Source organism: Streptomyces aculeolatus (assembly GCF_020400605.1).
Lineage (GTDB): Bacteria > Actinomycetota > Actinomycetes > Streptomycetales > Streptomycetaceae > Streptomyces > Streptomyces aculeolatus.
Window position 1 is genome coordinate 46,789 of sequence record NZ_JAINRD010000003.1, and the last position, 23,712, is coordinate 70,500.

General features: G+C 72.9%; 18 protein-coding genes. 9 read left to right on the plus strand and 9 right to left on the minus strand.

Going from position 1 to position 23,712, the window contains the following annotated elements; translation table 11 throughout:
• Positions 1-237 precede the first annotated feature (237 nt).
• Positions 238-1,194 (plus strand): TIGR02996 domain-containing protein, encoded by a 957-nt coding sequence (locus LG396_RS06820; protein ID WP_225794043.1) that lies wholly within the window; start codon positions 238-240, stop codon positions 1,192-1,194.
• Positions 1,191-3,116, plus strand: a complete 1,926-nt coding sequence (locus tag LG396_RS06825) for a hypothetical protein (protein ID WP_225794044.1) — start codon at positions 1,191-1,193, stop codon at positions 3,114-3,116. Before LG396_RS06820 ends, LG396_RS06825 begins: the two co-directional genes overlap by 4 nt.
• Here LG396_RS06825 and LG396_RS06830 read toward each other — a convergent pair.
• The 3 genes from LG396_RS06830 to LG396_RS06840 all read right to left on the minus strand — a co-directional run bounded on the left by LG396_RS06830 (position 3,017) and on the right by LG396_RS06840 (position 7,873).
• Positions 3,017-5,011 carry an ATP-binding protein gene (locus LG396_RS06830; RefSeq protein WP_130457527.1) on the minus strand — a complete coding sequence of 665 codons (1,995 nt, stop codon included), beginning with the start codon at positions 5,009-5,011 and terminating at the stop codon, positions 3,017-3,019. The genes LG396_RS06825 and LG396_RS06830 overlap by 100 nt on opposite strands.
• Positions 5,011-6,495, minus strand: a complete 1,485-nt coding sequence (locus tag LG396_RS06835) for a DUF2201 family putative metallopeptidase (protein WP_225794045.1) — start codon at positions 6,493-6,495, stop codon at positions 5,011-5,013. The genes LG396_RS06830 and LG396_RS06835 overlap by 1 nt, the downstream gene beginning before the upstream one ends.
• A gap of 130 nt (positions 6,496-6,625) precedes the next feature.
• The gene (locus LG396_RS06840) at positions 6,626-7,873 is read right to left on the minus strand and encodes a serine hydrolase domain-containing protein (RefSeq protein WP_308190078.1); all 1,248 of its coding nucleotides are present in this window, start codon (positions 7,871-7,873) and stop codon (positions 6,626-6,628) included.
• Between the two features lie 162 nt (positions 7,874-8,035).
• On the opposite strand from LG396_RS06840, the gene LG396_RS06845 reads away from it, so the two are divergent.
• The 3 genes from LG396_RS06845 to LG396_RS06855 all read left to right on the plus strand — a co-directional run bounded on the left by LG396_RS06845 (position 8,036) and on the right by LG396_RS06855 (position 10,751).
• On the plus strand, positions 8,036-9,487 hold the full coding sequence (locus tag LG396_RS06845; protein WP_225794047.1) for an MFS transporter: 1,452 nt from the start codon (positions 8,036-8,038) through the stop codon (positions 9,485-9,487).
• A gap of 248 nt (positions 9,488-9,735) precedes the next feature.
• Positions 9,736-10,197: a hypothetical protein gene (locus LG396_RS06850; RefSeq protein WP_225794048.1), complete on the plus strand. Its 462-nt coding sequence runs from the start codon at positions 9,736-9,738 to the stop codon at positions 10,195-10,197.
• Entirely contained in the window at positions 10,185-10,751 is a 567-nt protein-coding gene (locus tag LG396_RS06855) for a hypothetical protein (protein ID WP_018837123.1), read from the plus strand. The genes LG396_RS06850 and LG396_RS06855 overlap by 13 nt, the downstream gene beginning before the upstream one ends.
• On the opposite strand, the gene LG396_RS06860 is transcribed toward LG396_RS06855, so the two are convergent.
• The 4 genes from LG396_RS06860 to LG396_RS06875 all read right to left on the minus strand — a co-directional run bounded on the left by LG396_RS06860 (position 10,748) and on the right by LG396_RS06875 (position 13,852).
• Positions 10,748-11,503, minus strand: a complete 756-nt coding sequence (locus LG396_RS06860; RefSeq protein WP_225794266.1) for a DUF817 domain-containing protein — start codon at positions 11,501-11,503, stop codon at positions 10,748-10,750. The genes LG396_RS06855 and LG396_RS06860 overlap by 4 nt on opposite strands.
• A gap of 54 nt (positions 11,504-11,557) precedes the next feature.
• A complete protein-coding gene (locus LG396_RS06865; RefSeq protein ID WP_225794049.1) occupies positions 11,558-12,790 on the minus strand; it encodes an RNA polymerase sigma factor in 1,233 nt (410 codons plus the stop codon).
• Complete coding sequence (locus LG396_RS06870) at positions 12,787-13,110, minus strand: YciI family protein (protein ID WP_018837120.1); 324 nt, start codon at positions 13,108-13,110, stop codon at positions 12,787-12,789. Before LG396_RS06870 ends, LG396_RS06865 begins: the two co-directional genes overlap by 4 nt.
• Before the next feature lie 109 nt (positions 13,111-13,219).
• Positions 13,220-13,852 (minus strand): dihydrofolate reductase family protein, encoded by a 633-nt coding sequence (locus LG396_RS06875; RefSeq protein WP_225794050.1) that lies wholly within the window; start codon positions 13,850-13,852, stop codon positions 13,220-13,222.
• 295 nt (positions 13,853-14,147) lie between these two features.
• On the opposite strand from LG396_RS06875, the gene LG396_RS06880 reads away from it, so the two are divergent.
• Both LG396_RS06880 and LG396_RS06885 read left to right on the plus strand, forming a co-directional pair.
• The gene (locus LG396_RS06880; RefSeq protein ID WP_225794051.1) at positions 14,148-18,734 is read left to right on the plus strand and encodes an RHS repeat-associated core domain-containing protein; all 4,587 of its coding nucleotides are present in this window, start codon (positions 14,148-14,150) and stop codon (positions 18,732-18,734) included.
• A complete protein-coding gene (locus LG396_RS06885) occupies positions 18,731-19,177 on the plus strand; it encodes a hypothetical protein (protein WP_225794052.1) in 447 nt (148 codons plus the stop codon). The genes LG396_RS06880 and LG396_RS06885 overlap by 4 nt, the downstream gene beginning before the upstream one ends.
• Positions 19,178-19,215: 38 nt before the next feature.
• Here the strand turns inward: LG396_RS06885 and LG396_RS06890 are convergent, their stop codons facing one another.
• Positions 19,216-19,599, minus strand: coding sequence for a hypothetical protein (locus LG396_RS06890; RefSeq protein ID WP_018845146.1), 384 nt, complete (start codon positions 19,597-19,599; stop codon positions 19,216-19,218).
• Positions 19,600-19,639: 40 nt separating this feature from the next.
• Positions 19,640-20,095 (minus strand): PaaI family thioesterase, encoded by a 456-nt coding sequence (locus tag LG396_RS06895; protein ID WP_225794053.1) that lies wholly within the window; start codon positions 20,093-20,095, stop codon positions 19,640-19,642.
• A gap of 152 nt (positions 20,096-20,247) precedes the next feature.
• Between LG396_RS06895 and LG396_RS06900 the strand changes: the two genes are divergently transcribed.
• Positions 20,248-21,672, plus strand: a complete 1,425-nt coding sequence (locus LG396_RS06900) for a hypothetical protein (RefSeq protein ID WP_225794054.1) — start codon at positions 20,248-20,250, stop codon at positions 21,670-21,672.
• Between the two features lie 170 nt (positions 21,673-21,842).
• On the plus strand, positions 21,843-23,693 hold the full coding sequence (locus LG396_RS06905) for an alpha-L-fucosidase (RefSeq protein ID WP_225794055.1): 1,851 nt from the start codon (positions 21,843-21,845) through the stop codon (positions 23,691-23,693).
• The last annotated feature ends 19 nt before the right edge of the window (positions 23,694-23,712 follow it).

Genomic DNA, 23,712 nt, shown 5'->3' on the forward strand with positions numbered 1-23,712 from the left:
GCTGGTGCCGGCAATCTCTGCTGGAGAACGGTGGCTTGGGGCACTCCGGGCCCGGGGGAGGAAGATGTGGATCATCGTGCCAGCGGGCACGGGATATTCCCGAATCTGGCAGCACATAGCACTCGAAGGAATGATCTGCGGCCCGATGCACGGATATCGGTTGACCGCGGCACACCGGGGCGGCCGGCCCGCCGGGGGCGGAACCGGCGTGTCAGTGGGCGCTGTTAGCCTCCGGCAATGACCTTAGGGGCCCTGGAAGAAACACTGCGGGAACGCCCGGACGACCTGGCGTCCTGGCTGGTCTACGGCGACCGGCTGCGGGAGCGCGGCGACCCCCGCGCGGAGTTGATCAGACTGGCGGAGCGGCGCTCGCGCGTCGGCCCGGGCAGCGGCCGGGACGCCGTCGACCGGGAGATCGACGCACTGGTGGCGGAGCATCGCGGGAGCTGGGACGCGGAGTTGCCGGAGGGGGTCAGCGCCGCGGAGCGGCGGCACGGGTTCGCCACGGCGATCGCCGTCGAATGGGAGGACGACGACGCGCCCCGGGTGGTCGACGAGGTCCTGCGCGCCGAGCCGTTCGCGACCGCGCTGCGGATCGTGCCGCCGGAGTCCGACCCGGCGGAGTTCGACTACTGGGACGACGACACGGACGAGGACGGCGAGCCGCTGCCGTCCGCCGAGGTCGAGGCGGGCGTGCTCGCGACCCTCGACCTGGCCCCGTTCACCTCCGTCGACCTGTCCTACCTCCGCATCGGCGCCCTCGGCGCCAAGGCCCTGGCGGTGTCCTCGTACTTCCGCAGCGAGGCGGCCGGCGGTGAGAGCCTCGCCGCCGCGGCCGGGCCCGGCCGGCTCCGCACGCTCGACCTGCGGTACTGCCACATCGGGGACAGCGGCCTGGCCGCGCTCGCCGCCAACCCGTTCTTCACCGGCGTGCGCCGGCTGCACCTCCAGCGCAACGCGCTGGGCGCGAAGGGGGTGCGCGCCCTGCACGCCTTCGGCGAACTCACCGACCTCGACCTGCGTTACAACGCGATCGGCGACGAGGGCGCGGAAGCCCTGCTCGCGGCGCCGTTCGCCGGCTCGCTCACCCGGCTGCTGCTCTACTCCGCCGACGTCGGCGACTCCGGCGCGCGCCGGCTTGCCGCCGCACCCCAACTCCCGCCCGTACTGCGCAGTTATTGGAGGAGCGTGTGAGCATCGAGCTCCGCGACCGGTTCTTCGCCCTGTCCGCCGCCGCCGGGCAGGCGCCCGCGGAGGAGGTCGACAGGTATCGCGCCCTGGTGGACGCCGCCGAGGCGGAGCCCACCGCCGTACTCGACGGGCTCGCGGTCTCCTGGCATCCGACGGCGCGGTTCAAGGCGGTCCGCTTCGTCGACGCCGAGCGCATCGACGCGGACGTGCGCGAACTGTTCGCGCGGCCCAGCGCGAACGCGCCGTATCTGGCCGCCGTGTTCGCGGACCCGCGGGAGATGTCGTTCCGTACGTACGAGAACATCCTCCCGCTCGACCGGCTCTTCGCGGACGGCGGGCTGGACGTCGAGCTGACTGACCGCACGGAGTTCGCCGAGGGGGCGTACTCCTTCTCGGTCGGGCTGCCCGCCGCGGCGCGGGCGAAGCTGGCGGGCCTGGACGCCCTGGACCTCTACGTGCCGCCGCTCAACGCCCGCTCCCGCGGCGGCGACCGCTTCATCTTCCACTCGGCCCTGCTCGCCGAGGCCCTGACCGAGGCGGTGGCCAAGGCGCTGCCGCAGCCGCGGCTCGACGGCTTCGCGCACGTCAACCCCGTCTTCCGCTGCAACCGCTTCGAGCCGGACGACGCCAACTTCCACCGCCACCGCGACACCCCGTACTACGACCGGTCGCGCGGCCACGTCTCCCGCTACACCGTCCTGCTGTACCTCACCGGCGGCTCGGGCACGCCCGCGCTCGACCTGACGGGCGCCGCCGGCCTCACCGACATCGAGCCCTTCACCTGCGTGATCTTCGATCAGCGGTACGAGCACGAGGGTGCCCCGTACCGCGACGGGCGGAAGGTCTTCCTGCGCACGGAGCTGGTCTTCACCGAACCGGACGCCGCGCACGACCCGGAGATCGGGGCCCTCTTCGCCAAGGCGTGCTACCTGACGGGCGAGAGCGTCTTCGCGCCCGAACTCGCCCGGTACGCCGACGACTACTACAACCGCGTCGCCGCGGCGCACTGGAGCGGCGACCTCGGCACGGGCACGGCCGACGAGCCGTTCTTCCACAAGCGGTTCCGCGGCCTCGACTTCGTCGCCAACGGCCACGACTTCTGGTTCCCCGCGTCCGGCGGCCTGTCGCCGGCCGCGTGCGCGGCGATCACGCTGCTGGACTACTTCAACTGCAAGGTCGGCGACAGCGCGTTCCGCGCGGCGTGCGAGACGACGGTGGTCCAGGCCGAGGGCACCGACTGGATACCGGCGTTCCTGGCGGAGAGCGGCGTGACGTCACCGGTCACGGCGTTCGACAAGAGCCTGCTGTTCCCCCCGCCCGAGGAGCCCGCCACCGACGACATGCCCGACTGCGCGTGCGGCATCTGCGACGGCGGACTCCTCGGCCCGCACTTCGACACCTCGCGCAACGCCGACGTCATCAAGCACTACGTGCGCGCGCAGGACGCCGCGAAGGCGGACGTGCTGCCCGCGCCGGTGATGATGCTCGGCGAGGACGTGGTACTCGACCCGGACCGCTTCGTCGTGGAGGGCAACCGCATCCACGTGCTGGGCAGCAAGGCGCCGGCGCCGGTCAACTTCGCGTCCTGCCAGGGCGGTCCGCCGGTGCCCCCGGCGCAGGACTTCGTCACCACCGCGGCGACCGTGGACGTGGCGCACTTCCTCGTGCCGCCGATCCTGTTCACCGAGCACGACGGCCTCTTCCACCTGAAGTTCGACTTCTTCCGCAACTCCTGGACGGTGGACCACGAGCAGTCCACCGTCGCGGTGCCGATGGTCCGCCCGTTCAGCGAGGACGACATCGACGAGGACTGGGAGGACCACTACTACGACGAGGACGAAGAAGAAGAAGAAGAGGAGGAAGAAGAGGAGGAGGAAGAAGGGGGAGACGGGGAGGAAGAAGCGGTGGCGGCGGAGAAGGAGTAGGCGGGCGCGGAGGCCAGCTCCCCCATCCGGGCCAGGGCGGCGATCCAGAAGCGCTGGCGCGCCGCCGCCTGGCCCACGAGGTAGGTGGCGCGCAGCTTGGGCGGCAGGTGCGGCAGCAGCAGCGCCACCACGTCGAGGTGCCGTTCGAGCTGCGACACCTCCGCGTTGGAGAACACCTGGTGCACCAGGTCGGTGTCGTTGGTGCCCTCCGCGGACGTCTCGACGGCCGCCGCCAGCCGGGCCTGCCAGCCCGGCAGGTCGGCGGCCAGCTCCGCCAGCCCGATGTGCGGCCGCTCCGCGAGCCGCGCCTGGAGACCGGAGAGCGGCACCGGAGCGTACTCGCCGTCGCCGAGGTAGATCAGGCCCTGCTCCAGCGGGATGTCCGCGTGGTGCAGCTTGATGAGCCGTTCCAGGGTGCGCTTGGTGACCCAGTCGCGGCCCTCGTCGTCGATGTCGTTCTTCCACCACTCGAGGACGGTCTCGGCGGTCTCGCCGTAGGTCGAGATCAGCCACTCGTTGGCCGGGATGTCCGCGGGCTGCACCTCGTAGCTGACCGTGAACCGGCTGGCCTGGGCCACGTTGTTGCTGCTGACCAGCATCTTGCGGCCCAGGTGGTACGGCGGGTTCTGCAGCGCCACCTGCGCGCGCAGGCCGGGCAGCGGGCGGCCGGCGAGCGTCCACTCCTGGGTGATCTCCATCAGCTTGGCGTACGTCGCCTTGTCCTTGGGCCGGTTGTACTCGTCCCAGATCAGCACCTTCGGCTCCGGGTCGAGCAGCGACCGGGCGAGCATCGCCTCCAGCGCCCCGTCCGCCGTCGGCACCGGCACGCACAGGTCCTCGACGTTGGTGACCGGCAGCGAGAAGTACACCGGTTCCCGGCCGGTCTCCTCGCGGGCGACCTGCTTGGCGATCTCCGTCTTGCCGCAGCCGGGCGGTCCCTGGAGCAGCACCGCCCAGCGGTGCGCCGCCGCGGCCCGCAGGATGCGGCGAACGGGGTCGGTCACGGTGGCGGGGTTGGCCGCGCCGACCGCCGCGGCGACGGCGTCGAGCACTTCGTCGGTACGGTCCCGGCCCGGTGCGCCGCCGGCGCCCTCGGCGCCGGGCTCGACCAGCGCCAGCCGGCGGCCGTTGTGCAGCGGCAGCCCCCAGGCCAGCGGGAAGCCGGCGCGGGCGCAGTCGAGTACGTGCTGGAGGGTGCGCGGTGAGAGCAGGCCGCGCAGGTGCGGGTCGAGGGCGGCCCACTGCCGGAACACCTCGCGCAGGTCCCAGTCGGGGAACCGGGCGGCCAGCGCGTGCCGCCAGGCGGTGTCGTTGGCGGTCAGCCGGAGGGTGACCATCCGGTCCAGGATCGCCAGGTCGGAGCGGCGCACGCTGGTCTCGGCCAGCGACTCGTTGTCGGTGAGGAACACCCCGACGCAGCCCAGCTCGCGCAGGTCGTACTCGCCGAGGGTCCAGTTGCAGGCCATCTGCATGAGCTGGCTCTGGACCGTGTTGCCCGCCTGGAGGGAGTCGTCGACGAGGAGGACGAACGGCGTGCCGGGGGTGAGCTGGCGCATCACGAGCTGGCGCAGCGCCAGTTCGCCGCTGCGCTCGTCGCGTACGGGGGCGTTGATCAGCAGGTCGTCCGGGGCGAGGTTGGCCGCGGGGAGGACCACGAGGCCGGTGCCGGGGTAGCGCTTCGGCACGTACGAGACGAAGGTGGACGTCTTGCCGATGCCATGCTCGCCGAAGATCTGACCGGTCTGGCCGGTGGCGATCATCGCGTCGATGAACTTCTCCAGCGCGGCGGTCGGGCCGTCCCCGGGCGGCTCCGGGTAGGTGGCGTTCGCTCGCCACTGCCGGCCCGCTGCGGGCGTTGCGGGCGGTGTCGCGGCGGGCGGGGTCGCGGCGGCCACTATGCGGTGCTCCTCGGTTTCGTCGGTTGCCCCGGTTGCTGCCGTTCGGATGTGACCCGGTGGCAGGCCATCGGGCGGTGGTGGCGTTCGGGCCAGTCGTCGCCGCCGTCGGTGATGAGCCAGATCCAGCGGTCGGGGTCGGCGGGGGTGACGTGCGGCGCGTAGCCGTCGGTGACGACGATCACCGCGTCGGGCTCGTGCGGGAAGGGCTTGCCGGCGACCTCCAGCCGGCCTTCCGCGTAGTCGACGACGCATTGGAAGTCGGTGCCGCCGCCGCCCGCCACCCGCTCCCCGGGGACGAACGGCATCACGACGCCGTCGAAGGAGAGCCAGTGGCTCTCCACTCCGTCCGTCTGCCCGACGAGGGTGGTCAGCCACTCGACGACGGAGTCGGGCATCGACCCCGAGGTGTCGAACGCGACGAGGACCACCTTCGTGCGCTCCGGGCCGCGGCGGGTGAGCATCGGCTCGTGGCCGAGCGCGAGGACGATCGCGCCGTGCTTCTTCGGGTAGACCAGCCGTTCGCTCTCGGTCAGCTTGGAGGCGAGGACGTCGGTCAGCCACCGCTGCCACCAGTCGACCCGCCGGGTGCGGGGGGTGCTGCCGCGCAGCTGGTCCAGGCCGAGGCGGCCCCACAGCCGGCTGAAGCGCTCGCCGCCGTCCGCGGTGCGGTCGGCGAGGCCGAGCAGTTCCTCGCGCGCCGACCTGCCGCCGCGCAGCGCCGACTGCATCACCTCGCGCAGCACGTCGTCGCCGACCTGTCCGACGGTCTCGGGGTCGAGGGGGACCCCGGTGCCGGGTGCGCCTTGGGCGAGGTGGACGCAGAAGGCGGAGCGGGGCGTTTCGTGCTGCTTCATGCGGCGCAGTTCGCCGTAGACCGTCAGGTCGGTGCGGATGAAGTCGTCGTACGGCAGCGGGTCCAGGCCCTGCTCCCGCAGGTCGTCCCGGTACGCGCGGTACACCGCGTCCGGGTCGACGCCCACCGGTTCCGGCGCCCCGCCGCCGGGGGGCACCGCCTCGGGTAACGCGGTACGGCCCAGCCGGCGCAGGGCGACGTGGTTGATCGCCACCTCGGCGGCGAGGGTGAACACCGGGTCGGAGCGCAGCTCCTCGTCGACGTACAGGTGCCGGTGCATCAGGTGCCGCGCCTCGTGGAAGAGGACGAACTTGACGCCGTCGAAGTCCAGCGAGGCGAAGAAGTGCGGGTTGTACAGCAGCGCGCAGCGGCCGTCGCCGGTGGCGGTGACCGCGGCGGTCGGGACCGCGGTGGTGGCGAGGTGGCGGTGGCACTTCGCGTACAGCCACGAGGCGACGACGCTCTGCCCGACCCCGAAGTCCAGCAGGGCGGCCTCCTTGCGGCGCCGCGCCTCCGCCACGACCTCCGGGTCGGCGGGCTCCCCCGCGAGGTCCCCGGCCGGCGCGCCGGCGGCCGGCCGGGGCAGCATGCCGGGGGCCCCGTGCGTGCTCCGCCGCTCGCCCCGCACCCGTGATCTCCCCTCGCCGCTCGCGGGCACGCTACATGCCGCCGCTCGGGCGGTGCGACGCGGGTTCAGAGCGTGCCCGCGCAGAGCGCGAGGCGGGCCGTCCCGCTCCCGGCGGGACGGCCCGCGGCCGTCAGCCGCAGAACTCGGCCTCCAGCACGGCGTTCTCCCCCTCCTGGGCGCCCCAGTCGCCGTTCCGGTTCAGGGTGAGCACGTGGCGGCCGTCGCGGGTGGCCGCCGCCCGGGTCAGGGAGCCGGGGACCTGCCCGCCGTGGCCCCAGACCGTGACCCCGCAGGAGAGCCGGTCGGACCGGATGCCGAGGCCGTACGCGGCGGCGGGCGCGCCGCCCGTACCGGACTCCTCCGCCTCGATGGGCACGGTGGTCAGCATCTCCCGCAGCTGCTCGCGGGGCAGCAGCCTGCCGCCCAGCAGGGCGGCGTAGAAGCGGTTCAGGTCGCGGGTGGAGGAGATGACCTGGCCGGCGGAGCCGGCGACGGACGGGTCGAACTCGGTGACGTCGTACACCGGGGCGTTGGGGTCCTCCTCGTAGAGCCTGGAGTAGTGCCGGCCGTGGGGGCGCGGCACCGCGGCGGAGGTGCCGGGCACGGAGGTTGCCCGCAGGTGCAGCGGCCGGAGGATCCGCTGCCGGACCTGGGAGGCGTAGTCGTCGCCGGTGGCGCGCTCGATGACCATGCCGGCGAGGATGTAGTTGGTGTCGGAGTACTCCCAGCCCGTGCCCGGTTCGAAGAGCGGCGGGTGGGAGAGGCCGATCCCGACGAGTTCCTCCGGCGTGGCCCCGTCGTAGCGGTGGTCGAGGAAGGACTCGCCGGTGAACCTGGCGAGGAAGCCCTCGTCGCGGTTGTAGTTGAAGATCCCGCTGGTGTGGTCGAGCAGCCGGCGCACCGTGATCCTGCGGCCGTCGTTGCCGTTGCCGCGTACGACGCCGGGGAGCCAGCGCTCCACGGTGTCGTCGAGGGAGAGCACCCCCTCGGCGTCGAGTTGCAGCATCACCGTGGCGGTGAACGTCTTCGTCAGGCTCCCCACCCGGAACCGGTCGCGGTCCCGGCGCGGCTCGCCCGTGGCCAGGTCCGCCACCCCGGCGTCCCCGCGCCAGCGTGCGCGCCCGTCGCGCACGGCGGCGAGGGCGCCGGGCGTGCCCTCGGCGACGATGGCGTCCAGGGCCGCCTGCGTGGTGTCGTGCGCCCGCGGTAACCCGGCGTCCCGCTGCCCCGCGCCTGCCGCGGCGGCGGGTGCGATACCGCCCGCCACCAGCGCTCCCGCGGCGGCGAGCAGCGCCCAGCGCCGGCCCGCCGCGCGTGTGAGGTCGGTCATGTCGATCCCCCATTCCCTTGGTCCGCGGCGGTCGCCGCGGCCGTTCACCGCAGTCAACCGGCGAAGCGGTCCGCGGGCGTCAGGGATCACCCCCACCCGTCCCCGGACGCCACCCTCGGTCACCCCTGGGACTTGCATACCCCCCAGGGGTAATGTTATATCTCTGTCGCATACCCCCAGGGGGTATCCTGCTCAAGGAGGCGTACTGCCATGTCATCCGTCAACCCCCGCCGCTGGTGGGCACTGCTCGTGCTCGCCACCGCGCAGTTCATGGTCATCATGGACACTTCGATCATCGGCGTCGCGCTCCCGGAGATGCAGCGCGACCTGGGCTTCTCACCGGGCGACCTGCAGTGGGTCTTCAACGCCTACGTCGTCGCCTTCGGCGGTCTGCTGCTCCTCGGCGGGCGGCTGTCCGACCTCTTCGGCGCCCGCCGCGTGTTCGTCACCGGGTGGGGCGTCCTCATCGCCGGCTCCGTCGTGGCCGCGGCGGCGCAGACCGCCTGGGTCGAGATAGCCGGGCGCGCCGTGCAGGGCGTCGGCGGCGCGCTCATCGCGCCCTCCGCCATGACCCTGCTCATGATCCTCTTCACCCACGACCCCCGGGAGCTGGGCAAGGCGCTCGCGCTGTACGGCGCCGCCGCCCCGGCCGGCGGCACCGCCGGGGTCTTCCTCGGCGGCGTGTTCACCGAGTGGATGAGCTGGCCGTGGATCTTCATCATCTACGTGCCCATCGGCGTCGCCACGCTGCTCGCCACCGGCCTGCTGCCGTCCGTCCAGCCCCGCCGCGGCGGCGTGGACGTGCTCGGCGCCGGCGCCGTCACCGCCGGGCTCGCGCTCGCGGTCTTCGCCGTCGTGCGGGCTCCCGAGGTGGGCTGGGGCTCCGCAGGCACCGTCGTCCAACTGGCCGGCGCCGCCGGGCTGCTGGCGCTCTTCCTGGTGATCCAGCGCACCGCCCGGACGCCGCTCATGCCGCTCGGCGTCTGGCGCACGCCGCGGCTGGCGTCCGCGAACCTGGCCATGGTGCTGCTCGGCGCCGCCTGGATCCCGATGTGGTACTTCCTCAACCTCTACCTCCAGCAGGTCCTCGGCTACGGGGCCTTCGCCTCCGGCGCCGCGCTGCTGCCCATGACCGGCCTGCTCATGGTCGTCATGACCCTGCTGGCGGCGCGGCTCCTCGGCCGGTTCGGGCCCAAGCCGCTGCTGGTCGGCGGGCTGCTGACGCTCGCCGCGGGGCTGCTGTGGCTGTCGGCGGTCGAACCCACCGGGTCGTTCGCGGTCGACGTCCTGCCCGCCTCGCTGGTCGCGGCGCTGGGCATGTCGCTGGCGTACATCCCGGGGCTGATGGCCGCGATGTCCGGCGTCCCGCAGGAGCAGGCCGGGCTGGCGTCCGGCATCGTCAACACCACGTACCAGGTGGGCTCCGCCCTCGGCCTCGCGGCGCTGACCGCGCTGGCCACCTCGCAGGGCGCCGACCGCCTCGGCGACCTGCCGGCGCTCACCGACGGGTTCAGCGCCGCGTTCACCGGGGCCGCCGGGGTGGCGGCGGCGAGTGCGCTGCTGACGGCGCTGTTCATGGGGCGGCGCGGCAGCCGGCCGGCGGCCGGCGCCGCCGGCACGGGTGCGGGCACCGGCGCGGGAGCCGAGGAGGTACGCCTCTGACGGCCTGCCGCCGCGCCGCACCACCGGGGCACGGGTCACGGGACGCCGCCGCACGGCGGGCCCGTCACCCGTGCCCCGGACGCGTATTCGGGAGGGGTACCGAGACGGGCGCAGTACAACTGGGACCGGCGGCGGGCGACCGGCCGGACACGCAACGTACCGGCCGGTCCCCGCCGCCGGCACCGACCGACGACGACCCGCGCCGCCCGGCGCGGCCGGCGGCCGTGCCCCGACCGCGAGGAGGACCCGTGCCCACCGACTCACGCGTGTTCGCCGAAGGCAGCCGCGCCCTGCGCTACACCCTCGCCGGGATCGCCGCGCTCGCCCTCGTCTACGTCGCCGGCGTCCTGGCCTGGGGCGGCGCGTCCTGGTCCACCGCGCCGTTCCGCGGCGCCGCCGACGCACGCGAGCGCACCGTGGGCTCGGGCGAGTTCCGCCTCTCCACGTACGAGGAGTTCTTCGACCTGTGCGCGGCGGTCGAGACGAAGGAGGACGAGATCGGCGCGCTCCAGGACGAGTTGGACACCAAGCCGTCCGAGTACCGCAGCGAGCAGATCACCACCTCCCTCACCGCGCTGCGCGCCACGCGGGCGGAGCTGGTCAACGACTACAACGCCAAGTCCCGGCAGGAGCACCGCAAGGCGTTCAAGGACGCCGGGCTGCCCGCCGAGCTGAGCACCGACGCGAAGGAGACCTCGTGCGCCGCCTGACCCGTGCCCTCACCGCCCTCGCCGCGACCGCCGCCCTGGCCTTCACCGCCGCGGCCTGCACCGACGACTCCTCCCAGGCGCAGGAGTCGCGGACCAAGCAGTCCGGCTACGACCGGATGGTCCAGCGCCAGCCGGCGAACGCGATGACGTACTCCCCGACGCGGGAGACCATCAACAAGTGGGTCGACAACTGGGAGAAGCCCGGGAAGCTGTCGTACGTCTACCTGCAGAACGCCAACGGGGAGTACGGCTACTTCGTGCTGGAGGGGCTGCCCGTCTCGTACTGCGCCATGCTCACCCCGCCGGAGGACGTCGACACCTCCAACACCGGCATGGTGACGAAGACCGCGCCGGGCATGGACGGCGTCTACTACTCCGGCGGCCAGTGCAGCGCGTACTACGGCTTCGACGCCACCACCGGCGCGTACCTGGAGTTCACCATCGGCAGCAACCAGAGCTTCTTCCTCTATGACAAGCCGATGGCGCTGCCGGAGTTCCGCGACGCGACGCCGCTCGGCGAGACGCGCATCGAGGACGGCAAGATCGCCCGTTAGGGCTCTCGGGTCCCCGACTCCTCCCTGGCACGGGCGACCAGGACGAAGGTGACCGTGATCAGCAGCGACCAGGCGGCGAACTTGTCGATGCCCACCGGCTGCCAGCCGGCCGCCTGGTTCGGATAGCGCCACGCGCCGAGCCGGGTGGCGATGTTCTCCGCCAGCCACAGGAAGAAGCCGATGAGGACGAACGACAGGGCGAGCGGCATCCGGTGGCGCCTGCCGTGCACGGTGAACGTCACCCAGGTCCCCCAGGTCACCGCGAGCAGCACGGCCGCCAGCAGCCAGCGCGCGTCGGGCAGCCAGTGGTGGGAGAAGAAGTTGACGTAGATCGCCGCCGCCGCAAGCTCCGTGAGCCGCGGCCGGTACCGGACCAGGCCGAGGTCGAACAGCCGCCAGGCCCGGCACACGTAGCTGCCCACGGCGGCGTACAGGAAGCCGCCGTAGAGCGGCACGCCGGCGAGCTTCAGCACGGCGGGCTCCGGATAGCTCCACGAGCCGAGCGAGACCTTCAGCAGCTCGAAGGCCAGGCCGATGACGTGGCATACGGCGATGACCGCCACCTCCCGTCCCGTGTCCCAGCCGCGGACCCGGAAGAGGACCGTGAGCGCCAGCCCGTAGAGCAGCAGCAGGTCGTAGCGCGCCACCGGCAGCCGGGGTATCGCCCCGGAGAGCGCGACGCCGGCCAGCACGGCGGCGGCGAAGGCGCAGCAGCGCAACTGGATGCCGCCGAAGTGCCACAGCTGTCCCATGATCGTCGTGGCGGATCTCATGAGGGCTAGGACGGCTGCCGCCCCCGCCCGGTTCTACCCCGCCGCGTCGCGGCGGCGCGTCAGGTAGGCGGTCTCCGCGGTGTTGCCCGCCAGCTCGACGGCCCTGTCGTACGCCTCGCGCGCCGCACCGCCGCGGCCCAGCCGGCGCAGCAGGTCGGCGCGGGTGGCGTGGAAGGCGTGGTAGCCGGCGAGGCTGTCCGCGAGCCGGTCGACGGCCGCCAGCGCGACGTGCGGCCCGTCGGTCTCGGCGACCGCGACCGCCCGGTTGAGGGCGACGACCGGCGAGGGATCGAGGCGTACGAGCTGGTCGTACAGGGCGACGACCTGCGACCAGTCGGTGTCGCGGACGTCGCGTGCGGAGGTGTGCACGGCGTTGATGGCGGCGAGGATCTGGTAGCGGCCCGGGGCCTCGCCAGCGGCCAGCCGCTCGCGCACCAGCCGGTGGCCCTCGGCGACCAGCGCCGCGTCCCAGGACCCGCGGTCCTGCTCGCCGAGCGGCACGAGTTCCCCGTTCGCCGAGACCCGCGCCGGCCGGCGGGCCTCGGTGAGGAGCATCAGCGCCAGCAGCCCGGCGGCCTCGCCGTCCGCGGGCAGCAGGCCGCGGACCAGCCGGGTCAGGCGGATCGCCTCGGCGGTCAGGTCGCGGCGTACCGGGCCTGCGGCCGGACCGGTCGGCAGATAGCCCTCGTTGAAGACCAGGTAGAGCACGGCCAGCACGCCGGAGACCCGCGCCGGCAGGTCCTCCGCGGCCGGCACCCGGTAGGGGATGCGGGCCGCCTTGATCTTCGCCTTCGCGCGCGTGATCCGCCGCCCCATCGCGGACTCCTGCACCAGGAAGGCCCGGGCGATCTCGGCCACCGTCAGCCCGCCGACCATGCGCAGCGTCAGCGCCACCCGGCTCTCCGGCGCGAGCGCCGGATGGCAGCAGGTGAAGATCAGCCGCAGCCGGTCGTCGTCGATGGCGCCGACGTGCTCGTGCGGAGTGTCGTCGTGGAGCATCCGGGCCTCCCGCTGCTTGCCGTCGCGCTTGCCCTCGCGCCGGATCCGGTCGATCGCCCTGCGGGTGGCGGTGGTGGCGAGCCAGCCGCCGGGAGCGGGCGGTACGCCGTCGGCCGGCCAGCGCTCGACGGCGGCGGCGAACGCCTCGGCCGCCGCCTCCTCGGCGACGTCGAGGTCGCCGAAGCGCCGGGTCAGCGCGGCGACGATACGGGCCCACTCGGCGCGGTGCGCGCGGGCGACCGCCTCCCGTACGCCGTCGCCGCTCACAGGAACGGCCGTACCTCGACCCGGCGGTTGCAGTGCTTCGACCCCTCGGCGGCCAGCGCGAGCGCGGCGTCGAGGTCGGGTGCCTCGATGACCCAGAAGCCGGCGAGGAACTCCTTGGTCTCCAGGAACGGCCCGTCGGTGAGGAGCGGCTGCTCGCCCCGGTTGTCGATGACGGTGGCCGTGTCGGGCGCGGCGAGGCCGCCGGCGAAGACCCAGTTGCCCTCGGCGCGGAGCCGGTCGTTGAAGCCGTGGATGGCGGTCATCTCCTCCTCGGTGGCGGAGGCGGTCCTGTCGTCGATCACGGAGACCAGGTACTGCATGACGGGTCCTCTCTCGTCTGCCGGCCGCTCCCGGCGCGCGTACGCGGGCCGGGAGCGGCCGTCGGGGACGGCGGGTCGGGACGGCGGGTCGGGGACGGCGGGGCCGCGGCTACGAGTCGCGGCCCGGGCCGGCGTCCTCACCGGCGTACTCCGGGCGCCCGGCCGGCCGGTAGACCTGTGCCGTGATACCACCCGGGAAGGCCCGGTGGTCGACCAGGTCGAGCGCCGCGTCCGGCCCCTCGGCGGGAAACAGCCGCCGGCCCTGGCCGACGACCACCGGGTAGGTCAGCAGGGTGATCTCGTCGACCAGGCCGTTCGCGAGGAGGCAGCGCAGGAGCTTTCCGCTGCCGTGCACCTGCACCTCCCCTGCGCCGCCGGCCTTCAGCTCCCGTACGGCGTGCACGGGGTCGCCGGCCAGGACGCGGGTGCCCGCCCACTGCGGGTCGGTGAGCGTGTTCGACACCACGTACTTGGGCTGCCGGTTGAGGGGCCCGCCGATGGGGTTGTCCTCGGGGTTGGGCAGGACGCCCCAGGAGCCGGCGAAGACCTCGTAGGTCCAGCGGCCGAAGAGGAAGGCGTCGGCGCGCTGGTACACCTCGCCGAGGTAGGCCTCGGCCTCCGGCTCGAACAGCGGCAGCGCCCAGCCGCCCCGCTCGAACCCGTCCCTGCGGTCCTCGTCGGACCGGCCGAGGCCCTGCATCACTCCGTCGACGGAGACGTTGGTGACGGTCGTCAGCTTCATGGTCGTTCCCTTCTGCGGACAGCCCGCGCGGGTGCCCTCTCACCTCTTCCACGAACGCCGCCGCCCGGATCCGACACCGATCCCGTCGTGGTCTGCCGAAAGGTGACGCTACCTCCGCGATCACCACTCCCCGCGCAGGTACGAGCGCGGGCCGTCACCCGGGTCCCGGGGCGCGCCGGACGGGGCGAAACACCCGCCGTGTCGGCTATCTCCGCATGCGGACGGCCGGTGTACCTTCGTAAGGAGGCTCGCCGTCCACAACACGACGGCGGCCGCGGGGGGTTGGTGAGTACGCATGGGGAATCGCCCGACGGACTGGCATGTCCTGGATCTGGACGACGATCCCACGCCGGGGGATCCGGAGCGGGTCAAGCAGCTGGCGCGTGAGCTGCACGATTTCGCCGATGACGTGGCGGATGCGCTGCGGCAGATCAAGGGCATGGCGGGCGAGGATGCGCTGCTTCGCTGGGCGGGGAAGACGGCGAAGGCGTTCCAGGACGAGTTCGAGGAGGTTCCGAAGAACCTCAAGAAGCTTCAGCGTTCGTACGACCTGGCGGGTGACGCGCTTGCGGCGTACTGGCCGAAGCTGGAGCGGGCGCAGTCGCTGGCCGACAAGGCGCTGGCCAGGGGCCGTGAGGCGCAGAGCGACCTGACCGCCGCCAACGGCCGCCTCGACTCGGCGAACTCCTGGGTGGACCGGGCGACGAAGAAGACCGAGGAGTACGACGAGAAGGAGGGCAAGGAGAAGCCCGACGAGTCGGAGGTGCGCGCCGCCACCCGCAACGCCACCGACGCCAAGTCCGCCCGCGCCTCCGCCCAGACCGCCGTCGACAACGCCCAAGGCGGCCTGGAAGCGGCCAAGAAGATGGCCGCCGACGCCAAGAAGATGCGCGAGGACGCCGCGTCCGAGGCCAAGGACAAACTCGAAGACGCCTCCGACGCGGGGATCCAGAACCGCAAGTGGTGGGAGAAGGCGGTCGACTGGGTCAAGGACAACTGGGACACCATCGTCACCGTCTGCAAAGTCATCGTCGCCGTCCTCGGCATCGTCGTCCTCATCATCGGCGGACCCCTGGCCTGGGTCGTCCTCGCCGCGGCGCTGGTCGTCCTCGCCGACACCCTCGTCAAGTACATGAACGGCGAAGCGTCCCTCTGGGACGTCGCCTTCGCCGCCCTCGACTGCATCCCCGGCATGAAAGGCCTCACCACCCTCGGCGGCCTCGCCAAGGGCCTCAAGGGCGGGCTGAGCGCCCTCAAGGGTCTGAAGTCCATGAAGTCCGCCGTCCTCGGCCTCGCCAAGCGCGGCGGCGACATGCTCGCCAACGGCGCGAAGGGCGCGTACAACCGCCTCAAGAACGTCGTCCGCGGCTGCGGCGACCCCGTGGACATGGCGACGGGCAAGATGTTCCTGACGCAGACCGACGTCGAACTGCCGGGCGCGCTGCCGCTGGTGTTCACCCGCCGGGCGGAGTCGGGCTACCTGGCCGGCCGCTGGTTCGGCCCTGCCTGGACCTCCACCGCCGACCAGCGGGTGGAGGCGGAGGACGACGGCGTCGTCTTCGTCTCGGAGGACGGGCTGCTGCTGAAGTACCCGCATCCCGCCGGCACCGACGACGACGTCATGCCCGAGGAGGGGCCCCGCTGGCCGCTGCGGCGCCTCGAAAATGGCGGCTACCTCGTCACCGACCCCGGCACCGGCCACACCCGCCGCTTCGCCCCGCCGGCGGACCACGACGTGCTCGGCCCCGGCGTCGCCCGCATCGAGCAGGTGTCGGACCGCGACGGCCACACCCTCGACTTCGACTACGGCGAGGACGGCGCCCCGGCCGGCATCCGGCACTCCGGCGGCTACCACCTCAAGATCACCACCGCCGGGGACCGCATCACCGCCCTGGCCGTCGCGCGCGCCGCCGACGACGGCTCCGGCGTCACCGTCAAGAGCTTCGCCTACGACGAGGACGGCAACCTCACCGAGGACGTCAACTCCTCGGGCCTGCCGCTGGTCTTCACCTACGACGAGCGGCTGCGCATCACCTCCTGGACCGACCGCAACAGCCGCCGCTACACCTACACGTACGACGAGCACGACCGCTGCATCGCGCAGCGCGGCGAGTCCGGCGTCCTGGCCCTCGTCCTCGCCTACGACGGCGCCGACCCCGCGTGGCCGGGCGCGCGCGTCACCACGCTCACCACCCCCGAGGGCGCCGCCACCCGCTTCGTGATCAACGAGAACTCCGAGGTCGTCGCCGAGATCGACGCGGTCGGTGCGGTGTCGCGCACCGAGTACGACGCCCACCACCACGTCGTCTCCGAGACCGACGCCCTCGGCCACACCACGCGCTACACCAACGACCCGGGCGGCCGGCCGACGCTGGTGGTCCACCCGGACGGCACGGAGTCGGAACTGGCGTACTCCGCCCTGGGCAGGCTCACCTCGCTGCGGCTCACCGACGGCGCCGCCTGGTTCTGGGAGTACGACGCCCAGGGGCGCTGCACGTCGGTCACCGACCCGGCCGGTGCCGTCACGCGCTACGAGTACGACGAGTTCGGGCACCTCGCCGGGATCACCGATCCGCTGGGCCAGTCGACGAGCGTCAAGTGCGACGCCGCGGGGCTGCCGCTGACCATCGCCACCTCGACCGGCCGCCGCATCGTCCGGCGCCACGACGCCTTCGGCCGGGTGCGGGAGGTGGCCGACCAGCACGGCGCCGTCACCCGGCTGCGGTGGACGGTGGAGGGCAGGCTCGCCGGCCGTATCGGACCGGACGGCGCGCGGGAGGCCTGGGAGTACGACGGCGAGGGCAACTGCACCGGCCACCGCGACGCGCAGGGCGGCACCACGCGCTACGAGTACACCCACTTCGACCTCCTCGCCGCCCGCAGCAACCCCGACGGGGCGACGTACCGGTACAGCTACGACCCGCTGCTGCGGCTGACCGCGGTGGCCGACCCCGAGGGCCGGGAGTGGACGTACGAGTACGACCCGGCCGGCAACCTCACCGCCGAGACCGACTTCCACGGCGTCCGCATCGCCTACGGCCACGACGCCGCCGGCCGGATGTCGTCGCGGACCAACCCGCTCGGCCAGACCGTGGAGTTCGAGCGGGACTGGACCGGCCAGATCGTGGCCAAGCGCGTCGACGGCGCGGCCACGACGTTCGAGCACGACCCGCTGGGCAGGCTGCTCCGCGCCACCGCACCCGGCTGCGACCTGCGGCGCACCCATGACGTACTGGGCAGGCTGACGGCCGAGACGGTCAACGGCCGCACGCTCACCCTCGCCCACGACGCCGTCGGCCGGCCCACGGAGCGCGTCACGCCCGGCGGCAGGCGTACCCGCTACGGCTACGACGAGACGGGGCAGCGCACCGCGGTGGACTTCGCCGGCCACGCCATCCGGTCGGCCTTCGACGCCGCGGGCCGGGAGACGACGCGGTCCCTCGACGACGCCCTCCTCCTCGACAACGCCTGGGACGCGGCGGGCCGCCTCGGCGAGCAGCGGGTGCGTACGCCCGCGGACGACGTGCTGCGGCGCCGGTACGACTACCGGGCGGACGGCCACCTCGTCCACGTCGAGGACGGCGACCGCGGCTCCCGCCGCTTCCGGCTGGACCCCGTCGGCCGGGTCACCGGCGTCGAGGCGGCCGGCTGGCGCGAGGAGTACGCGTACGACGCCGCCGGCAACCAGACGCGGGCGTCCTGGCCCGAGCAGGGGGACCCCGACGCCCAGGGGGCGCGTGAGCTGGACGGCGGCCGGCTCGTCGGCGCGGGCCGGATCCGCTACACGTACGACGCCGCCGGACGCGTCACCGTACGCACCAGGTCGCGGCTCTCGCGCAAGCCGGAGGTCTGGCGCTACGAGTGGGACGCGGAGGACCGGATCACCGCCGTCACCACCCCCGACGGCACCGTCTGGCGCTACCTCTACGACCCGTTCGGCCGCCGCCTCGCCAAGCGGCGGATGGCGCCCGACGGCTCCGGCATCGCGGAGGAGATCCTCTTCACCTGGGACGAGAACACCCTGGTGGAGCAGACCACGGTGACCGCGGGCGGGCCCCATCAGACCACCCTGACCTGGGAGTACGACGGGCTGCAGCCCGTCGCGCAGGCGGAGCGGCTGACGGACGCCGCCACGCAGGAGGAGATCGACTCCCGCTTCTTCGCCATCGTCACCGACCTCGTCGGGGCACCCACAGAACTGGTCGATCCGCGCGGGGAGATCGCCTGGCAGGCCCGGCGCACGGTCTGGGGCCACACCCGCTGGCCGGCCGGCTCCGCCGGCTACACGCCGCTGCGCTTCCCGGGTCAGTACTTCGACCCGGAGACGGGGCTGCACTACAACTGCCAGCGCTACTACGACCCGGACACCGCGCGCTACGCGAGCCCCGACCCCCTCGGGCTCACCCCGGCGCCCAACCCGTACACCTACGTCCACAACCCGCACACGTGGTTCGATCCGCTGGGCCTCACCCCCTGCTTCATCGGCCCGCTCGACCACGTCGCCCTCGGCCGCAGCACCCGCGGCGGCCTCCAGGTGCAGGACTTCGCCGAAGTGGTGCAGGCCCGGCACTTCATGGACCCGGCGTTCGCCGCCACCTGGCAGGACGAGGTGGTCAACGCGATCGCCCGGGTGGGCCGCGGCGAGGGCCGCATCTCCTTCATGCTCGACGGCCTGCCCGCCGCGGGCGGCGGCCCGGCGCGGGCGCTGAACAGGGCGCTGACCGACGCGGGCGGGCTCCACCTGGCGGACGACGCGTTCGCCAACGGGCGCATCTTCGCCACCCAGTGGGAGCTCATCCAGGTCCACAAGGCCGGCCTTATGGATAAGGTCGACTTCTACCGCTGGAACAGGAAGTTCGACGAATGGAGGCCCGTTACGTGACGACGGAACGGCGGGAAGAAGCGGAGCCCGACTTCCGGGACGACCGTCACTTCGGGCTGCTGGTCTACCGGCCCAACTACCCGTGCGCGGTCTTCCGCGGCACTCCGCCGCTGGAAGACCTGGACGTGGACGACACCCTCGTGGTGCGGGACATCCTCTTCTCCGACCTGTGGCGCATCTCCAGCTGGAACGACCTCGGCCCCGTCCACCTGCGCAGGGCCGCGCCGGCGGAGCGGGAGACCCTGGCCGGGCGGCTCGGGGAGATCCGCCCGGGGCACGGGATCTACCTGCTGGAGGCCGGCTCCCTGGAGACGTACGTCATCGCCGGCGGTGTCACCTGGGCGGACTACGAGCTGGAGTCGCCCCTCCAGGACAGCCCGCTGCTCGCCCGCGCCGCGGACCGGCGCCCCCCGGTCGACGGAGTCATCCGGTACGGGAGCTGACGGCGCAGCGCCCGCGGCCCCCGGCGGGTCCGCGCCGCTCAGTCAGCGCGGCGGAAGCGGAACACGGTGTCGCCGGGGGCGCCGGTCGGGGCGGCCCGCATCGTGTCGCCGTCGACCTCCACGTCCAGGCTCACCGGGACGTCGACCGTGAGGCACGAGTTCGCGCCGGCGAACGCGATGCGGAAGCCGTCGTCGCCGGTGGCCTCGACGGAGGCGCCGCCGCACAGGCTCGACGGAGACGTGCCGAGCGTGGCCTCGCCGCCGTCGACCCTGATCATCGCGTGCTCCCCGAAGTGCGCGAAGCCGGCCGGCTGCGCCCCCTCCGCCGCCCACTCGCCGGTGACCGGGTCCAGCTCGTCCGAGCCGGAGCACCCCGCCGTCAAAGCGATCACGACGGCGCTGCCCGCCAGTATGCGACGCATCAGAAAACCCCCCACAAGGCCGCCGCCAGCCTACGCGGGGTCAGCGCTCCCGCGGCACCCGGATCAGCGTCTGCTGGCCGTTGGCGACGAGCTTGGGTGTGCCCTCGTCGCGGCGCCCGAACACCTCCAGCCCGCACACCGTCAGGGTCCGCCCCGGCTTCAGCACCGTCCCCACCGCCTCCAGGTGGTCGCCGACGGCCGGCGCGAGGAGGTTGATCTTGTACTCGACGGTGAGGACGTCGGCGTCTTCGGGGAACAGGGTGTACGCGGCGTACCCGCCCGCGCTGTCCGCGATCGCACTCGTGGCGCCCGCGTGGAAGTAGCCGTTCTGCTGGGTGACTTCGGGCCTGCCCGGCAGCACGATGTGCACCACGCCCGGCGCGATGCGGGAGATCCGCGCCCCGAGGTGGCTCATCAGCCCCTGCCGGCCGAAGCTCTCCAGCACCCGCTTGCGCACCGCCGGGCTCGCTTCCCCGGACTGCGACTCGTCCTCCACGGCTCTCCTCCTCCGGCAGCGCGGCACGGCCGCCGGCTCCTCGTCGAACGGGCGTCGGTGGTGCGCAGCGTATCGACGCCGCCCCTTGTCAGATGCGATTCCCACGTGAGAATCCACAGAGACAGCCACCTCACGGACCGCAGGAGCGCCGTATGACCTCTTCGCACCGTCTGTCCCGCCGCCATCTCCTCGGCGCCTCCGCCGCGTTCGGCGCCGCCGGCGCGGCCTCGGCCCTCGGCCTGCCGGCCGCCACCGCACGCGCCGCGAGCCCGGCGGCCGCCGCCGGCGGGGTCGTGCCCATCGACTGGGCCCGCCTCGGCCAGTACGGCGCGAACGACGCCGCGGGGCGGCGGGTCAAGGCGATCCTGGCGGGCAGCTCGCGCTACCTCATCGGCCCCTGGTACGCCGGGACCTACCGCACGTACCTCCCGGACGGCTACATCGACCTCCGCGGCACCGACGAGCGCGCCATCCGCCTGCCCGCCATGGCCGCCGTCGCCGCGACCACCGCCCTGGTCAGCGGCGTCTACGACCCCCGCACCCTCTCCGCCGCCAACGCCACCGTCCGCACCCGCAACCTCGTCCGCACCCTCGCGGCCCGGCACCTGGCCAACAACACCGATCCCGCGACCCGTTGGGGCAACACCTGGCAGAGCGCCCTGTGGGCGTACTACACCGCCCTCGCCGGCTGGCTCTTCTGGGACGAGCTGGACGGCCGGGAGCGCGGCCACCTCGCCGCGATGACGGCGTGGGAGGCGGACCGGCTCACCACCGGCAACGACGTCCACCTCATCGGCACCTCCGGCGAACAGCTCTACGAGAAGCGCCGCGACGGCACCGCGGTCACCCCCGGCGACAGCAAGGCGGAGGAGGACAACTGGAGCGCCGCCGTCCTCTCCCTGGCCGAGGCGATGATGCCCGGCGACCCGCGCGCCCCCGGCTGGGCCCGCCGCAACATCGAGCTGCTGCTGGCCGCCGCCGCCTGCCCCGCGGACCTCACGGGGAGCGAGACGGTCAACGGCATCGAGCTGGCCACCTGGCTCCAGGGCACGAACATCGCCGACGACGGCACCCTCGACAACCACCACATCCTGCACCCCCTCTACATGGTCGCGTTCGACCAGAGCCTCTACGAGGGCTTCGTCTACGGCCTCGCCGGCCGCCCTGCCCCGCGCGCCGCGCTCCACAACATCAACCGCGTCTACTCCGCGCTCGTCGACCTGCCGTTCACCGCGCCCGACGGCACCACGAAGACCATCTACCAGCCGGGCAGCGGCGAGATCCACTACCCGGAGGGCAACGACTGGGGCACCCACTTCCCCTTCTACTTCGGCAACTTCGACCTCCTGGTCTCCCTCACGGCCCAGGACACGGGCATCGACCCGGCCGCCGCCTCGTGGGAGCGCCACCACAACGAGGAGCAGCTGAGGATGATGTCCCGCTTCGACGACGGCCGCACGTACGGGGCGTCCGGCGAGAACACGTACTACGGGCGGGAACACCGCATCGGCGCGATGGCGGGCCAGGCGTACTGGACCCTGCACCTGGCCCGGAAGGACAAGCTGCACTTCGCGTAGCCCGGGCCGGGTCGGGTACTGCGGGGGTCCCAACGGGCCCCCGCAGGACGATACATAGGACCTCTCTCTCCTAACTCGCAGCCAGCGCACGCGAATTGGCCTTACGCCGTCCATTGACATCCGATGTATCCGTTCCTACCTTCCGGGTCATCCGATGAATTGGAGCTGCGATGCGCACCCCTCGCCCCCGCGCCAAGCGGAGAGTCACCGCACTGCCCCTGCTCGTCGCCGCGGCGCTCGCCGCCGCCGCCCTGCCCGCCGCGACCCCCGCCGCCGGCGCCGCCGGAGCCGCGGCGCCGCCCGCGGCCGGCCCCGGGACCGACCACGCCGTGGACGACCCGTTCGCCTCCGACCGCACGAGCTGGTTCCGGCAGGACCGGTTCGGGATGTTCATCCACTTCGGCGCCTACTCCAACCTGGAGGGCGAGTACACCCGTCCCGACGGCACCGTCTGCCGCGACGCCGAGTGGATCAAGCGGCAGTGCGACATCCCGACCGACGCGTACGAGAAGCAGGCCGCGACGTTCGACCCCGCGGACTTCGACGCCGAGGCCGTCGTCGGCGCGGCCAAGGACGCCGGGATGCGGTACATCGTCATCACCTCGAAGCACCACGACGGCTACGCGATGTGGCCGACGAAGGTCAACTCGTGGAACCTGCGGGACCACTCGGCCTTCGACAAGCGCCGGGACATCATGGCCGAGCTGAAGACGGCGGCGAAGAAGGCGGGCATCAAGCTCGGCTTCTACTACTCGATCTGGGACTGGCACGACCCGGACTTCGCCGACCCGGCCACCTTCCCGCGCTACGAAAAGCGCATGTACGCCCAGCTCGAGGAGCTGGTGAGGAAGTACGACCCCGCGCTGCTGTGGTTCGACGGCGAGTGGGAGACGGACCGGCCGAACAACCCCTGGACCGCGCAGGACGGCGAGCGCCTGGAGACGTACCTGCGCGGGCTCGACCCGGACCTCGTCGTCAACAACCGCGTCGGCAAGCGCCGGGTGACCGACGGCGACTACGGCACCCCGGAGCAGGAGATCCCCGGCGCGCCGGTCGACGGGCAGCTGTGGGAGTCGTGCATGACCCTCAACGGCCACTGGGGGTACGCCCGTTACGACGAGAACTGGAAGTCCGGCGCCTCCCTGGTACGCAACCTGCTCTCCACCGCCGCCCGCAGCGGCAACTACCTGCTCAACGTCGGCCCCGACGCCCGCGGCCGCATTCCCGCGCCTTCCGTCCAGCGGCTCGGGGAGATGGGCGACTGGCTGCGTACCGCCGGCCAGGGCGAGGCCGTCTACGGTGCGGGGTTCGGCGGGCTCGTCGAACAGCCCGGCTGGGGCACCGTCAGCCGCAAGGGCGACAAGCTCTACGCGGCCGTCACCGCCTGGCCCGCGGCCGGCGGCTCCCTGCCTCTCAAGGCGCGTACCGGCATCGACGTCACGGCGGCCCGCGTGCTCGGCTCCGACCAGGAGGTGGCGGTCGCGAAGACGGCCGACGGCTTCGACCTCACCCCCGCCGGCGCCGCCACCAACGACGCCGCGACCGTCATCGAGCTGACCGTCGACCCCGGCCCGACGGCCGCGCCGGGCAGCGGCACGGGCCTGAGGCAGGAGGTCTTCGACAACCCCGCGCTGTCCGGCTCGCCGAAGGTCACCCGCACGGACCCGGCGGTCAACCACTCCTGGAAGTACACGGGCTCACCCGCGGCGGACATCCCGGCCGACGGCTTCGGCATCCGCTGGACGGGCACCGTCGAACCGCGCCGCACCGAGACGTACACCCTGACCACGGTCTCGGACGACAACGTACGGGTCTGGCTCGACGGCGAACTGGTCATCGACAACTGGACCCCGCACAACGTGACCGTCGACAAGGCGGAGGTCGCCCTGAAGGCGGGCACGCGCCACGCCATCAAGGTCGAGTACGCGGAGCAGACGGGCGACGCCCACATGAAACTGCTCTGGTCCAGCCCGGGCCAGCCCCAGCAGATAATCCCCCGGCACCAGCTCTACCCGAACTGACCCAGGCAGCCCCGGGACG

Coding starts and splice junctions, on each gene's coding strand:
- LG396_RS06820 (WP_225794043.1), top strand. CDS start 238: ATGACCTTAGGGGCCCTGGAAGAAACACTGCGGGAACGCCCGGACGAC.
- LG396_RS06845 (WP_225794047.1), top strand. CDS start 8,036: ATGTCATCCGTCAACCCCCGCCGCTGGTGGGCACTGCTCGTGCTCGCC.
- LG396_RS06860 (WP_225794266.1), bottom strand. CDS start 11,503: ATGGGACAGCTGTGGCACTTCGGCGGCATCCAGTTGCGCTGCTGCGCC.
- LG396_RS06870 (WP_018837120.1), bottom strand. CDS start 13,110: ATGCAGTACCTGGTCTCCGTGATCGACGACAGGACCGCCTCCGCCACC.
- LG396_RS06875 (WP_225794050.1), bottom strand. CDS start 13,852: ATGAAGCTGACGACCGTCACCAACGTCTCCGTCGACGGAGTGATGCAG.
- LG396_RS06880 (WP_225794051.1), top strand. CDS start 14,148: ATGGGGAATCGCCCGACGGACTGGCATGTCCTGGATCTGGACGACGAT.
- LG396_RS06890 (WP_018845146.1), bottom strand. CDS start 19,599: ATGCGTCGCATACTGGCGGGCAGCGCCGTCGTGATCGCTTTGACGGCG.
- LG396_RS06900 (WP_225794054.1), top strand. CDS start 20,248: ATGACCTCTTCGCACCGTCTGTCCCGCCGCCATCTCCTCGGCGCCTCC.
- LG396_RS06905 (WP_225794055.1), top strand. CDS start 21,843: ATGCGCACCCCTCGCCCCCGCGCCAAGCGGAGAGTCACCGCACTGCCC.